The sequence below is a fragment of the Polaromonas sp. P4_H1 genome (genome assembly GCF_056400945.1).
Genome location: NZ_JBFUKG010000001.1, coordinates 519,428 through 532,385 on the forward strand (window position 1 = coordinate 519,428; position 12,958 = coordinate 532,385).

Consider the following 12,958-nt stretch of genomic DNA (forward strand, 5'->3'; position numbering starts at 1 on the left):
TATTTATGCCTTCGAGTTGTCGGTCAAGGCCAAGGCATGTTGTGAAACTCAAACCGCCTAACCCCTTCGTCATGGGACGTCCGCAAGCGAGCCGCCCCTTACCTGGAACGGTAGGTCCCGAGTCTGACTCTGGATACTTCTAGTGTCGGCCGAACGGGTCTCCGGCGAGAGACTCCGTATGAATGACGCATTCCCATTCGCCGTTGCGCTTCATCCACACGCTCGCGTCGAATGCCTCCAGTTCAACCGGTTTTCCCTCAACCGTTAGCTGCTCTTTGACTTTATAGGCGACGGCGACGACGTCCTCCCTGACGTGGCGAACGTGCACATCATCGAACGAAAATGTATTGAGTTCATATCCCGCGGTCTGCAGCATCTTCGTGAGCGTTTTTTTGTCGAACTCGCCTATGCCTTGCGCGCCCACGACCACGCAGGGGTCGCCGCTCAGCGAAGCTGCTGTTTTTGCATCCTTATTCTTGATCGCATTCCAGTATTGCCGTTCCAAGCCCATCAGTTCCTTTGCTACCAGTTCGTTGCTTTTCATAGCTCGCTCCTTAACACCACTTTGCGGTGGATCAATATGTGCATTCACAATATGCGCTTCAGCAGCATCGCTATGCATCGGACAGGGCGGCAGACAGATGTAAGGCTGTTCTTACGGCGAGTGGCGAGGCCTAGCCCATCCATTAAGCGGACGCGCTAAAGCGCGCCCCTTATGTCAAACCTTGGGCATCATTGGCGACACGCTGCAGCGCGATTCAGGCTGCCAACGAGGCGGCGCTGCACGCAGCCGATGCCAGCGATGCCACGGTCCGGACGTGATTCCAGCTTGACCATTCGCGCACATAAGCTGGCCAGTACTCCGTGGCCTGCGATGAGCCGCTGTTGAGACGGGCGAGCCGTTCGTTCATGGGGACGTTGAACCTCACGGTGACGAAGAAGGAGCCCACAACATAGAGGATGCCCGCAGCGAGCAGCAGTGGCGACCGTGGTGCAGCCCAAGGGAAGAGCGTTGCGACGGACAAACCGCCCGCCAGGAGCGCTGAACCCATGAACACGCCCAGGAAGACCGGATTGAGCACGACTTTGTTGATTCGCTGCATGGCAGCGACACCTTGGCTCGCTGGCAGCTGAGCGAGCGCCTTCATGACGAACGAGGAGAAGGCAAAGAACACGCCGCCAACAGCTCCGGCGCCGATGCATGAAACAAGGACAAGCGTTGCGAACATGAACAGAATGTACCGGAGGCGGCGGGCTCTATGACGTCCAACGCTGGAGATGACCGGACCACAACATACGCCGCGAAGCGGCCTCGTGCCGTTGTGGGTCCGTGCCGTTTGACATATCAGACGTCGGTGTTTTCATAGAACGTGACCAGGTTTCCGTCAGGGTCGAGGATGGCGAACTCTTTGCTTCCCCATGGCTTGGTCTCGAGCGGAGCCTTTGGGTGAACCATGTCATGTTCTTCGCACTGGTGGTAAAGGCGTTCAATCGCCCGCACTTGTACCCTGCAGCTTGTGGCTTGCGCTATGTGCCGTTCTGTGCAGGCCCAGAAGTGAATTTGGACTGGGCCGTTGGCAACGATGCCATAGACACCTTGAGCCACATGAACCTTCGTGAAGCCCAGCTTGCCAGCGAAGAACTCCGCACTTCGCCCGATATCAAGCGATGCGAGGATGGGAACGGCGGCAAGGTACTCAGCGGGTGCGCTCATGAGGGGCCTGACGAATGAACGGGGCCTTCCCCGTCCCGAGCTGGCCACGCAGTTGCGGCAAACGGCAACTCAGTGCCACGATGGGAAGTGCAAAGTCTCATCCTCTCATCCTCTCACCCGAAAGGGAAAGTCCATCGCTACTATTGTCACCGTTGGAATCAATCTCGCCAAGAACGTCTTTGCCGTGCATGGCGTGGACACTACAGGCAGCGTCCTGTCGCCGCTCAGGCCAGCGTGTAAGCCGTCTTCACCGTGGTGTAGAACTCCTGCGCATAACGGCCCTGCTCGCGCGGCCCGTAGCTGGAACCCTTGCGACCGCCGAAGGGCACGTGGTAGTCGACCCCGGCGGTGGGCAGGTTGACCATCACCATGCCGGCCTGGCTGTGGCGCTTGAAGTGCGTCGCGTATTTCAGCGAGGTGGTGGCAATGCCGGCGGACAGGCCAAACGGCGTGTCGTTGGCTGTGGCCAGCGCCTCTTCATAGTCCCTGACCTGGATGATGCTGGCCACCGGCCCGAAGATTTCTTCGCGGTTGATGCGCATGGAGGCCACGCTTTCGCTGAACAGTGCCGGTGCCATGTAAAAACCATCCAGGGCCAGCTTCAGGCGTTGGCCGCCGGCCGCCAGCAGCGCGCCCTCGGCCTGGCCGATGTCCACATAACTCAGGTCCTGCTCGAGCTGGCTCTGGCTGGACACCGGGCCGATGTCGATGCCGGCCTCCAGCGCATCGCCCACCTTGAGCGTGGCCATGCGCTTTTTCATGGCGTCGATGAACTTCGGGTAAATGCCTTCGGTGACGATCAGCCGGCTGGACGCGGTGCAGCGCTGGCCGGTGGAGAAGAAGGCGCTTTGCACGCTCAGCTCGACCGCGGTCTGGAGGTCGGCGTCGTCGAGCACGACTTGCGGGTTCTTGCCGCCCATTTCGAGCTGCACCTTCTTGAGGCTTTGGGCGCAGGCTTGCGCGATGCGGGCACCGACACCCTGGCTGCCCGTGAAACTGATGGCGTCGATGCCGGGGTGATTCACCAGCGCGTCGCCGATGACGCTGCCGCGGCCCATGACGAGGTTGAACACACCGGCCGGAATGCCCGAGCGGCTGATGATGTCGGCCAGTGCCCAGGCGCAGCCGGGCACAAGGTCGGCGGGTTTGAAGACCACGCCATTGCCGTGAGCCAGGGCCGGGGCGATTTTCCAGGCGGGAATGGCCAGCGGAAAGTTCCACGGCGTGATCAGGCCAACCACGCCGACGGGCTCGCGGGTGATTTCCACGCCGATGCCTGGACGCACCGACGGCAGGGTTTCGCCGCCCAGGCGCAGGCATTCGCCGGCGAAAAATTTGAAGATGTTGCCGGCGCGTGCGGCTTCGCCCATGCCCTCGGCGCGGGTCTTGCCTTCTTCACGCGCCAACAAGGTGCCAAGCTCCTCCTTGCGCGCCAGTATCTCGTTGCCGATCTTGTCCAGGGCATCGGCCCTGGCCTGGATGCCTGACACCGACCAGGCGACAAAGGCGCTGCGAGCCGCCTGCACGGCTTCGTCCACCTGCGCGGCGTCGCCCTGGGTGTAGTGGCCGATCACGTCGGCCAGGTTCGAGGGGTTGAGGTTGGGCGAGTAGCTGTTGCCGGCCAGCCATTGGCCATTGATGAGGTTGTCGTGTTGCGTCATGTTTTTTTCAGAAAGTGTTATTCCATGTCTAATTCGATGCGAGATTAGGCGTACCACCGCAGACAGTGCTGTAACGGCCAAGGTGTGGCAACGACATATCGTATTGAAGTAGAAATGGGATTAGCCGCGGCCGATAAAGGGCATGGTGGTCGCCATCACGGTCAGGAAGGGCACGTTGGCATCGAGCGGCAGGCTGGCCATGTAGGCGACGGCGCTGCCGACATGCCGGGCGTCCATGGTCGGTTCCACGGCGAGCGTGCCGTCGGCCTGCAGCACGCCGGTTTTCATGCGTTCGGTCCGGTCGGTGGCCGCATTGCCCACGTCGATCTGGCCGCAGGCGATGTTGAAGGCGCGGCCTTCGAGCGAAGCGGCCTTGGTCAACCCGGTGACCGCGTGTTTGGCGGCAGCATAGGCAGCGGCATGCGGGCGCGGGCTGGTGGCGGCGATCGAGCCATTGTTGATGATGCGGCCACCACCGGGGGTCTGCGCCTTCATGATGCGGAAGGCTTCCTGCGTGCAGAGAAACACGCCGCTCAGGTTGATGGCTATGGCCTTGTTCCAGTCCTCGTAGCTCAGCGCTTCGAGCGGCACCTCCGGCGACGAAATACCCGCGTTATTGACCAGCAGGTCCAGCCGGCCAAAGGCCTCGAGCGCACGGGCGAACAACGCCTTGACCGAAACCGGATCGCTGACGTCGGCCGTCACCACCAGCGACCTTGTGCCGCTCGCTGCGCCTTCTTGCGCCACCCTGTCCAGCGGCTCCCGGCGCCGACCGGCCAGTACCACCGAAAAGCCGCTTTGCATGAGTGCCAGCGCCACCTGCTTGCCGATGCCGGTGCCGGCGCCCGTCACCAGCGCAATTTTTTCAGGCGAGGGCATGGCGGGCTTCCTGTTCACGACGGGCGAGGGCCATGCGGCAGGCCAGCTGAAAAGCCTGCAGCATCGCGCCCGGATTGGCAACGCCCTGGCCCGCAATGTCAAACGCCGTGCCGTGCGCGGGTGTCAGGATGGGAAATGGCAGGCCGCCCTGCACGGTGATGCCGCGCCAAAAGCCCATGAGTTTCATGGCGATCTGGCCCTGGTCGTGGTACATGGTGACCACGGCGTCGTACTGGCGCTGCTCGCCCTGCACTTTCAGGAAAATCGTGTCTGCCGCGAACGGGCCTTCAACCGGGATGCCGCGCGCCCGCGCCGCTTCTACCGCCGGACCGATGATGTCGATCTCTTCCCGGCCGAACGAGCCGTTGTCGCCGTTGTGCGGGTTCAGGCCGCAGACCGCGATGCGCGGATGGGCCACGCCGCTGCGCAGCAGTTCGCCGTGGATCAATTCAATGCCCTGTGTCACGCCTTGGTGCGTGATCTGGTCCGCCACCTCGCGGTGCGCAATGTGAGAGGTGACGCGCGAAGTCCACAGGCCATCGAGCACATTGAACTCGCACACCGGCCCGTCGAAACCGAGCTGCTCAACGAACCAGTGCAGCTCGTCGCTGGTGTGCATGCCGGCCTGGTGCAGCGAGTGTTTGTTCAGCGGCGCGAACAGGATGGCATCAGCCTGCCCATGCCGGGTGGCTTGCAGCGCCATGGACAGCGTGTCCAGGCAGTAGCGACCGCCCTTGGCGCTGGATACACCGCGTTCAAATTCGCCTTCAGTCTCTCCGCGGTAATCCACCAGCACCGGTTTGCCGTGCGAGAAGTCGGCCTCGTTCATCGAAGCCGCCTGCACATAGGGCGTGCGGCAACCCGCCACCGCCATGCCGCGCTCCAGTTCGGCCCGGTCGGCGATCAGCAGCAGCTCCGCCGACTGCGCGGTGGCCGGGTCGGCCAGCAGCCGGGCGACCAGCTCGGGCCCGATGCCGGCCGGGTCGCCCAGCACCATAGCGATACGAGGTTTGCATGGGTTCATGAATTCCTTTGCTTAGCGGCTGGGCAGCAGGCCGCGCGCCACCAGGTTGGTGAAAAAGGCCTGCAACCCGAAGGTCCACGGCGCGATGCGATCACTCAGGTTCACCGTGTTGACCAGGCGGCCGAGCTTGGGGCTGGAGATGCTGACCACGTCGCCCACCTGGTGGGTGAAACCACTGCCCGCCGCGCCGCGGTCCTGCGTGGGCGCGAACATGGTGCCCAGGAAGAGCATGAAGCCGTCGGGGTACTGGTGGTGGGCGCCCACGGTCTGGCGCACCAGGTCCAGCGGGTCGCGGCTGATCTGCGACATCGAGCTCTCGCCGCGCAGCACAAAACCGTCGGGGCCCTGCACGTCGAGGCTCACGGTGCAGCGCCGCACGTCGTCGAGCGAAAAACTGGCGTCGAACAGGCGGATGAACGGGCCGATAGCGCAGGAGGCATTGTTGTCCTTGGCCTTGCCGAGCAGCAGGGCGCTGCGGCCCTCGAAGTCGCGCAGGTTGACGTCATTGCCCAGCGTCGCGCCCTGGACTTCGCCGCGGCTGTTGACGGCCAGCACCACTTCCGGCTCGGGATTGTTCCAGGCCGAACCGGGATGGAGGCCGATCTCGGCCCCGGTGCCCACGGCAGACAACACCGGCCCCTTGGTAAACACTTCGGCGTCGGGGCCGATGCCGACCTCGAGGTATTGCGACCACAGCCCTTGCCGCACCAGCAGTTCCTTGAGCTGCTCCGCCTTGGCCGAACCGGGCACTATGCTGGCCAGCGAGCCGCCCAGCAGCTCCAGCACCCGGCCACGAATCACCTCGGCCTGGCTGGCATCGCCCTTGGCCTGCTCTTCGATCACGCGTTCCACCAGGCTGGAGGCAAAGGTGACCCCTGCCGCCTTGATGACCTGCAGGTCGCAGGGCGCCAAAAAGTAAGGCGCCTCGACGTTTGTCCGCTGGCTGTTCTGGAACAGGCTGTCGGCGCTGCCAATGTAGCGGCCCGGCGTGGCGCGCACCCGCGCGGCCGGGTCGGCCGACTCGAGCAGGCCGCTCATGGTGGGCACGGCCTGCGACAGGTCAAAGACGCCACCCTCGCGCAGGGCCACGACGCTCGGGCCGGCGGGCTGGCCCGCGCCCTCGCCCGGAATCCAGGCGCGGCCGACCAGCGTGCCGGTCATCTTGTCTTCAGGCAACCACTCCATTAAGCACCTCCGGATTCACTGCGTTTGTCGGTCCGTCACCCCAGAAAAAACCGATCAGGTTGTCTGCGGCCAGGTTGGCCATGGCCAGGCGCGTCGGTCCGGTCGCGCTGCCGATGTGCGGCGTCAGCACGACGTTGGGCACCTCGAGCAGGCCCGGGTGAAGCGTGGGCTCGCCCTCGTACACGTCCAGGCCGGCAGCGGCGATGCGCTTGTCGCGCAGCGCCTGGGCCAGTGCCGCGTCATCGACGATGCCGCCGCGTGCGATGTTGACCAGCGTCGCGGTCGGTTTCATCAGCGCCAGCTCGGCCGCGCCGATGGCATGGTGCGAGGTTTTCGAGTACGGCAGCACCAGCACCAGGTGGTCGGCAGTGCGCAGCAACTCTTCCTTGCTGACATAGCGGGCGCCGGTTTCGCGCTCGACGCTGTCCCCGAGCCGGGAGCGGTTGTGGTAAATCACCTGCATGCCGAAGCCGAAGTGGCCGCGGCGGGCCAGGGCCTGGCCGATGCGGCCCATGCCCAGAATGCCCAGTGTCGAGCCGTGAACGTCGGAGCCGACCAGCGTGTTGTATTGCCAACGGCTCCACTGCCCGGCGCGCAGGTAGCGCTCGCCTTCCGACACCCGCCGCGCCGCGGCCAGCAGCAGGGCGAAGCCGAAATCAGCCGTGGTGTCGGTCAGCACACCGGGCGCGTTGGTGCCGACCACGCCGTGCGCGGTCATGGCCTCGACATCAAAGTTGTTGAAACCCACCGACATGTTGGCGCAGATGCGCAGGTCCGGGCAGGCCTGCAGCAGCGCGGCATCGATGCGCTCGCTGCCAGTGGCAAAGAGCGCCTGCCGGCCTTGCAGCGCTTCAATCAACTGCGCGGGAGACCAGGGCTCATCCGCCTGGTTGGCCCGCAGCTCGAAATGCGGCTCGAGCCGGGCGATCACCTCGGGCGCGATCGCCCGGCAGACCAGAAGGGAGGGCTTGCTCATGCCTTTGACCTTTGACCTTTGACCTTTGACCTACTGCTTCAGGCCGAGCTTGTTGATCAGGCCTTTGTAAAAAGCATGATCCCTGGCCATGACGGCGCCAAAGGCCTCGCCGTCCGCATAGGCATAGCCCATGTTCTGGCGGTCCAGCGCGTCACGCAGGCTTTGTTCGGTCACGATTTTCGCGGTCGCTGCGCGCAGCACATTGACAACTTCGGGTGGCGTGCCCTTGGTCACGGCGAGGCCGCGCCAGGTGCCGATGGAAATGTCGATGTTGCGTTCCTTGAGCGTCGGCACTTTCTCGAAGCCCTTGATGCGCTGCTCGGACATCACCGCCAGCGTTTTCAGCTTGCCCGTCGAGGTGTAGGCATAGACTTCCGCCGCGCTCACCGTGATGGCCTCGATGTGGCCGCCCAGCAGGGACAGCGCGGCCGGTGCCGCGCCGGCAAACGGAATGTGGTTGAACTTCACCCCGGTCTTGTCTTCCACGGCCGCGGCGGCAAGATGCCAGGTCGAGCCGTTGCCGCCGTTGCCCACGCGGAAGTCGCCCTGTTTCGCAGCCGCCAGGAATTCCTCGACGGTGTTCCACGGCGCATCAGCGCGCACCGTGATCGCTGCCGGGTCGTAGTTCAGGCGGGCGATGGGGATGAAATCCTCATAGGTGATTTTGGTCAGGCCCATGTTGGGCTGGGTCATCAGGTCGGTCGCCAGCAGGGCGACCTTGTAGCCCTCCGGCTTGCCATTGATGACGTCGGCCCAGCCAATCGCGCCGCTGGCGCCGGGCTTGTTGACCACGATCAGGTTCTGCGGCAGGTGCTTGACCGACGCCAGCGCGAAGGCCCGGCCCAGCACGTCGGTGCCGCCGCCGGCCGGGTAGGGCACGATCAGCTCAATCGGCCGGTTCGGGTAGGCGGCCTGGGCCAGCACGGCGGCAGGCAGGGCCAGGGTGCACAGCAGGCCGGCCAGGATGCGGGAAGCAAATGTTTTCATGGTCTTCATGGTTGTCTCTCTTTGTTGGCAGGAATAGGGATGTCGTGATGATTTGAAGGAACGTGAAGCTCAGGACCTTCAGGACCAGGCAGGGCCGTTCGGAAACTCGAATTCCTTGAGCGTCGCGGCATGCATCTCGATGCTGTAGCCCGGGCGCTGCGGCGGCATGTAGCGGCCCTTGCGGATGACCACCGGGTCGAGGAAATGCTCGTGCAGGTGGTCCACGTATTCCAGCACACGGTTTTCCAGCGAGGCGGACACCGCGATGTAGTCAAACAGCGAGATGTTCTGCACGTACTCGCACAGGCCCACACCACCGGCGTGCGGGCACACCGGCACACCGAACTTGGCGGCCATCAGCAGCACCACCAGCACCTCGTTCAGGCCACCGAGGCGGGCCGCGTCAACCTGGCAGAAGTCAATGGCCTTGGCCTGCAGCAGCTGTTTGAACATCACCCGGTTGTGGCAATGCTCGCCGGTCGCCATGCCGATGGGCGCAATGCGCTCGCGGATGGTGGCATGCCCCAGGATGTCGTCCGGGTTGGTCGGCTCTTCGATCCACCAGGGTTCGAAGGCGGCCAGGCGGCGCATGTTGACGACGGCCTCGTCCACTTCCCACACCTGGTTGGCGTCCATCATCAATTTACGGTCCCAGCCGATCTCTTCGCGCAGGATGGCGGCGCGGCGCATGTCTTCCTCGATGCTGCCGCCGACCTTCTGCTTGAAGTGTGTCCAGCCCTCGGCCACGCCTTCGCGGGCCAGACGGCGCATTTTTTCCTCGGAATAACCCAGCCAGCCGGCCGAGGTGGTGTAGCCGGGGTAGCCCTGCTCCAGCATTTCCTGCTCGCGCGCGGCCTTGCCGCCGGCGTTGCGGCGCAGGATGGCCAGCGCCTCCTCGGGCGTGAGCGCGTCGGTGACGAAACGGAAGTCCAGGCAGCGCACCAGCTCCTCCGGGCTCATGTCGGCCAGCAGCTTCCAGACCGGCTTGCCTTCGGACTTGGCCCACAGGTCCCAGACGGCATTGACGATGGCGGCCGTGGCCAGGTGGATCACACCTTTGTCCGGGCCCAGCCAGCGCAGCTGGCTGTCGCCGCTGGTGATGTTGCGCCAGAACGCGCCCATGTTGCCCGTGATCTCTTCGAGCGTGTGGCCCACCACGAACGAAGCCAGCGAGTGGACGGCCGCCACGCAGATTTCATTGCCGCGGCCAATCGTGAAGGTCAGCCCATGGCCTTCCAGCGCCGAGGGGGCGTCGGTGTGCAGGACGACGTAGGTGGCGGAATAGTCGGGCGCTGCGTTCATGGCGTCCGAGCCGTCAAGCGAGCGCGAGGTGGGGAAACGGATGTCGCGAACCGAGAGGTGGGTGATGGTGGTCGGCACTTCTGTCTTTCAAAGGGAGTGAAAAGATAGCGAAGCTTATGCCGATTGGCGATCCCCATCCAATCGTTATTTGGTATATTTCGATTCACATTTTTGGATCACTCATGGACGATGCCAACGGCACCCCCGCCACCCCCGCCGCTCCCTCGCCTCCCGCCCCTCCGGCCAACCTGTTCCGCCGGCTGCGCATCAAGAGCCGGCAGGTCATGCTGCTGGACGCCCTCGACGAGCACCGCAACCTGCGGCGCGCGGCGGCGGCCATCCACACGACCCAGCCCGCCGCCACGGCGCTGCTGCAGCAGCTGGAAGAAGGGCTGGGCGTGCTGCTGTTCGAGCGCCATGCGCGCGGCATGGAGCCCACGGTGTATGGCGAGGTGATGATTCGCTACGCGCGCGGCGTGCTGCACGACTTCGCCCACGCCGGCGACGAGATGGCCGCCCTGGCCGCGGGCGCGTCCGGGCTGGTGCGCATTGGCAGCGTCATGGGCGCCACGCCGGTCCTGCTCACCCAGGGCCTGGCGCGCTTCAAGGCCGGCAATCCGCGGGTGCGCGTTTCCCTGCAGGTGGACACCAGCGACCTGCTGATGCCGGCCCTGCTGCGCGGTGACCTCGACGTGGTGCTGGGACGCCTGCCGGACCAGTTCTATGACGAAGACCTGGAGATCGAGCAGCTGGAGGGCGAGCCGATGAGCGTGGTGGCGCGGCCGGGCCATCCGCTGTTTGGCCTCGCCAAGGTGACGCTGGCCGACCTGGTCGCGCAGACCTGGATCCTGCATCCGCTGGGCAGCCCGATGCGGCGCCGCGTCGAGCAGGCGCTGCAACACGCCAGCCTGTCGGCGCCGCCCGACATCGTCGAGACCTCGTCCATCCTCGCCACCACCTCGCTGCTGGAGGCCAGCGACATGATCTCGGTCGTGCCGCTGGATGTGGCACAGCACTATGCGAACTATGGGATGGTCGCGATCCTGCCGGTGGACCTGCCGATGCCCATGGCCAACCTGGGCATCATCACGCGCAAGAAAAAAGACCTGTCGCCCGCGGTGAAGGGCTTTTTGCATGCCCTGCGCGACAGCATGCTGGAACGGCAGATCGCGCGCTAGCCGCGTTACTCGACGCGCCCGATGCGCTGCACCAGCGCCGCCATCTGGCGGGCGTCGGCTTGCACGAAGTGCTCGAACTCGGGCTTGTCCTGGTACTGGAAATAGCTGCCCGCCGAGGCCAGCGCCTGGATCGCACGCGGGTCCTCGGCGACGAACTTCGCCGCCTGGCGCAGCCGCATCACCACGGGCTCGGGTGTGGCGGCGGGCACGAAAAGGCCCGACCACTGCGAGTAAGAGATGGGCACGCCCAGTTCCTTGAAGCTCGGCACGTCGGGCAGCGCCGCGAGCTTGGTCTCGCCCCAATGCGCCAGGGCACGCAGCGTGCCGGCACGAATGTGCTGCATCACGCTGGACGGGCCGGTCGCGATGGCATCGACCTGCCCCATCAGAACCGACAACACCGCCGGTCCTGCGCCGGTGTACGGCACGTGCAGCATGAAGCTGTTGGTGGCGGCCTTGAGCTGCTCCATCGGCACGTGCATGGTGCCGTAGTTGCCGGACGAGCCGAAGGTGATCGCACCGGGCTTGGCCTTGACGGCGGCGATGAAGTCCTTGTAGGTTTTCCACGGGCTGTCGGCCTTCACGATCAGCACAGTGGGGTCGGCGGTGAAGCGCGCGATCGGCTTCAGCTGGTCCAGCGTGTACATCGGCGTGCGCTTGAGCACCTTGTCGGCTTCGGGCAGCACGACGACCGACGACAGCGACATGAGCATGGTGTAGCCATCGGCCTTGGCCTTGGCGACCTGGCCCATGCCGATGCCGCCACCGGCGCCACCGCGGTTTTCCACGATCACGGATTGATTGAGCGCACGGCCCATCGCCTCAGCCACGGGGCGACCCACGGTGTCGGCCACGCCGCCAGGCGGGAACGGGACCGTCATGGTCAGGGGGTGGGCGGGGAATCCATGCTGCGCCCACGCGGGGGCAGACAGCAGGCCCGGCACAGCCGAAGAGGCCAGGAATTGAAGTACGTTACGGCGATCGATCATTTACAGGGTCTCCACACGGTTGTTGAGTTCACCCAGGCCGGTCACGGCGACGCGGACCTGGTCGCCATGGCGAAGGAATTTGGGGGGCGTGAAGCCGATGCCGACGCCGACGGGCGTGCCGGTGGCGATGATGTCGCCGGGCTGCAGCGTCATGGCGCGCGACAGGGTTTCGACCAGGGTCGCCACGTCGAAGATCAGCTGCGAAATATGCGCATCCTGGCGCAGTTCGCCGTTGACCCAGGTCTGCACGCGCAGCGAATCGATCGGCGCGTCGTCCTGCGTGGCGATCCACGGGCCGAGCGGGCAGAAGCCGTCGAGCGACTTGCCCAGGAACCACTGCGCATGGTTCTTCTGCAGGTCGCGGGCGGTGACGTCGTTCAGCGCGACGAAGCCGAACACCTTGCTCAAGGCGTCGGCCTTCGAGACGTTGCGGCAGGGCGCGCCGATGACCACGCCGATCTCGCCTTCGTAGTCGACCGACGAGGTGTGCTTGCTGTCAAAACGGATGGCGTCGTTGGGGCCGGCCAGCGTCGTGGTCGCCTTGGTGAAGATCTGCGGAAACGCCGGAATGGCCGAAGCGCCGCTGGTCGCGTTGAAACCGCTCTTGTCGAACTCCATCGCATGGTCGTGGTAGTTCTTGCCCACCGCGATGACGTTGCGCACGAAGGCCGACAGCGGCGGCAGGAACTTGACTTCGGCCAGCGGCGCACGGTCGGTGGCGGCGGACTTCAGGTCGTTCGCCGTCAGGCCCTGCTCGATCACGGCCAGAACGGGGTTGGGATGGGAAGCGAGGCCGCCCTCGATGAACAGGACCTCCTGCTTCTGCTCGTCGATCAAGGCAAGGCGGGTCTTGCCGGCCCAGGTGGCGCGTCCGATCTTCATGAAATCTCCAGTAAAGGTGAAAGAAAGTGAAAGCACCAATTGGTACTTATTGGGTTGATTTGGTTAACTTGGTTGAATTCTAGTTCAACTCGATATTCCACTCAATAACCGACCAAAGCTGATGTGTATTCATGCAATTGGTTTGATTTGGTACGATGCAGGCTGAGTCCTTCCAACCACC

General features: G+C 64.5%; 13 protein-coding genes. 1 reads left to right on the forward strand and 12 read right to left on the reverse strand.

Annotated features, from left to right (window positions below; translation table 11 throughout):
- Positions 1–139: 139 nt before the first annotated feature.
- From AC1DS5_RS02360 to AC1DS5_RS02405, 10 genes are all read right to left on the reverse strand, one after another.
- Positions 140–544, reverse strand: coding sequence for a nuclear transport factor 2 family protein (locus tag AC1DS5_RS02360; protein ID WP_477716637.1), 405 nt, complete (start codon positions 542–544; stop codon positions 140–142).
- 214 nt (positions 545–758) lie between these two features.
- Positions 759–1,229 (reverse strand): anthrone oxygenase family protein, encoded by a 471-nt coding sequence (locus AC1DS5_RS02365; RefSeq protein ID WP_477716638.1) that lies wholly within the window; start codon positions 1,227–1,229, stop codon positions 759–761.
- A gap of 116 nt (positions 1,230–1,345) precedes the next feature.
- Positions 1,346–1,714 carry a bleomycin resistance protein gene (locus AC1DS5_RS02370; RefSeq protein ID WP_477716639.1) on the reverse strand — a complete coding sequence of 123 codons (369 nt, stop codon included), beginning with the start codon at positions 1,712–1,714 and terminating at the stop codon, positions 1,346–1,348.
- A 224-nt stretch (positions 1,715–1,938) separates the two neighbouring features.
- Positions 1,939–3,375: an aldehyde dehydrogenase family protein gene (locus tag AC1DS5_RS02375; RefSeq protein ID WP_477716640.1), complete on the reverse strand. Its 1,437-nt coding sequence runs from the start codon at positions 3,373–3,375 to the stop codon at positions 1,939–1,941.
- Positions 3,376–3,495: 120 nt separating this feature from the next.
- Positions 3,496–4,254, reverse strand: coding sequence for an SDR family oxidoreductase (locus AC1DS5_RS02380; RefSeq protein WP_477716641.1), 759 nt, complete (start codon positions 4,252–4,254; stop codon positions 3,496–3,498).
- Positions 4,241–5,278: a 4-hydroxythreonine-4-phosphate dehydrogenase PdxA gene (locus tag AC1DS5_RS02385; RefSeq protein WP_477716642.1), complete on the reverse strand. Its 1,038-nt coding sequence runs from the start codon at positions 5,276–5,278 to the stop codon at positions 4,241–4,243. Before AC1DS5_RS02385 ends, AC1DS5_RS02380 begins: the two co-directional genes overlap by 14 nt.
- 12 nt (positions 5,279–5,290) lie before the next feature.
- On the reverse strand, positions 5,291–6,463 hold the full coding sequence (locus AC1DS5_RS02390; RefSeq protein ID WP_477716643.1) for a fumarylacetoacetate hydrolase family protein: 1,173 nt from the start codon (positions 6,461–6,463) through the stop codon (positions 5,291–5,293).
- On the reverse strand, positions 6,447–7,439 hold the full coding sequence (locus tag AC1DS5_RS02395) for a 2-hydroxyacid dehydrogenase (protein ID WP_477716644.1): 993 nt from the start codon (positions 7,437–7,439) through the stop codon (positions 6,447–6,449). The genes AC1DS5_RS02390 and AC1DS5_RS02395 overlap by 17 nt, the downstream gene beginning before the upstream one ends.
- Positions 7,440–7,469: 30 nt before the next feature.
- On the reverse strand, positions 7,470–8,426 hold the full coding sequence (locus AC1DS5_RS02400; RefSeq protein WP_477716743.1) for a Bug family tripartite tricarboxylate transporter substrate binding protein: 957 nt from the start codon (positions 8,424–8,426) through the stop codon (positions 7,470–7,472).
- A 78-nt stretch (positions 8,427–8,504) separates the two neighbouring features.
- Positions 8,505–9,806 (reverse strand): L-fuconate dehydratase, encoded by a 1,302-nt coding sequence (locus tag AC1DS5_RS02405; protein ID WP_477716645.1) that lies wholly within the window; start codon positions 9,804–9,806, stop codon positions 8,505–8,507.
- 104 nt (positions 9,807–9,910) lie between these two features.
- Between AC1DS5_RS02405 and AC1DS5_RS02410 the strand changes: the two genes are divergently transcribed.
- Positions 9,911–10,906, forward strand: coding sequence for a LysR family transcriptional regulator (locus AC1DS5_RS02410; protein ID WP_477716646.1), 996 nt, complete (start codon positions 9,911–9,913; stop codon positions 10,904–10,906).
- Positions 10,907–10,911: 5 nt separating this feature from the next.
- Here AC1DS5_RS02410 and AC1DS5_RS02415 read toward each other — a convergent pair whose 3' ends face one another.
- Together AC1DS5_RS02415 and AC1DS5_RS02420 are read right to left on the reverse strand one after the other, a co-directional pair.
- Positions 10,912–11,895 (reverse strand): Bug family tripartite tricarboxylate transporter substrate binding protein, encoded by a 984-nt coding sequence (locus AC1DS5_RS02415; RefSeq protein ID WP_477716647.1) that lies wholly within the window; start codon positions 11,893–11,895, stop codon positions 10,912–10,914.
- On the reverse strand, positions 11,896–12,777 hold the full coding sequence (locus tag AC1DS5_RS02420; RefSeq protein WP_477716648.1) for a fumarylacetoacetate hydrolase family protein: 882 nt from the start codon (positions 12,775–12,777) through the stop codon (positions 11,896–11,898).
- Positions 12,778–12,958: the final 181 nt, after the last annotated feature.

Coding starts and splice junctions, on each gene's coding strand:
- AC1DS5_RS02360 (WP_477716637.1), bottom strand. CDS start 544: ATGAAAAGCAACGAACTGGTAGCAAAGGAACTGATGGGCTTGGAACGG.
- AC1DS5_RS02365 (WP_477716638.1), bottom strand. CDS start 1,229: ATGTTCGCAACGCTTGTCCTTGTTTCATGCATCGGCGCCGGAGCTGTT.
- AC1DS5_RS02370 (WP_477716639.1), bottom strand. CDS start 1,714: ATGAGCGCACCCGCTGAGTACCTTGCCGCCGTTCCCATCCTCGCATCG.
- AC1DS5_RS02375 (WP_477716640.1), bottom strand. CDS start 3,375: ATGACGCAACACGACAACCTCATCAATGGCCAATGGCTGGCCGGCAAC.
- AC1DS5_RS02380 (WP_477716641.1), bottom strand. CDS start 4,254: ATGCCCTCGCCTGAAAAAATTGCGCTGGTGACGGGCGCCGGCACCGGC.
- AC1DS5_RS02385 (WP_477716642.1), bottom strand. CDS start 5,278: ATGAACCCATGCAAACCTCGTATCGCTATGGTGCTGGGCGACCCGGCC.
- AC1DS5_RS02390 (WP_477716643.1), bottom strand. CDS start 6,463: ATGGAGTGGTTGCCTGAAGACAAGATGACCGGCACGCTGGTCGGCCGC.
- AC1DS5_RS02395 (WP_477716644.1), bottom strand. CDS start 7,439: ATGAGCAAGCCCTCCCTTCTGGTCTGCCGGGCGATCGCGCCCGAGGTG.
- AC1DS5_RS02400 (WP_477716743.1), bottom strand. CDS start 8,426: ATGAAAACATTTGCTTCCCGCATCCTGGCCGGCCTGCTGTGCACCCTG.
- AC1DS5_RS02410 (WP_477716646.1), top strand. CDS start 9,911: ATGGACGATGCCAACGGCACCCCCGCCACCCCCGCCGCTCCCTCGCCT.
- AC1DS5_RS02415 (WP_477716647.1), bottom strand. CDS start 11,895: ATGATCGATCGCCGTAACGTACTTCAATTCCTGGCCTCTTCGGCTGTG.
- AC1DS5_RS02420 (WP_477716648.1), bottom strand. CDS start 12,777: ATGAAGATCGGACGCGCCACCTGGGCCGGCAAGACCCGCCTTGCCTTG.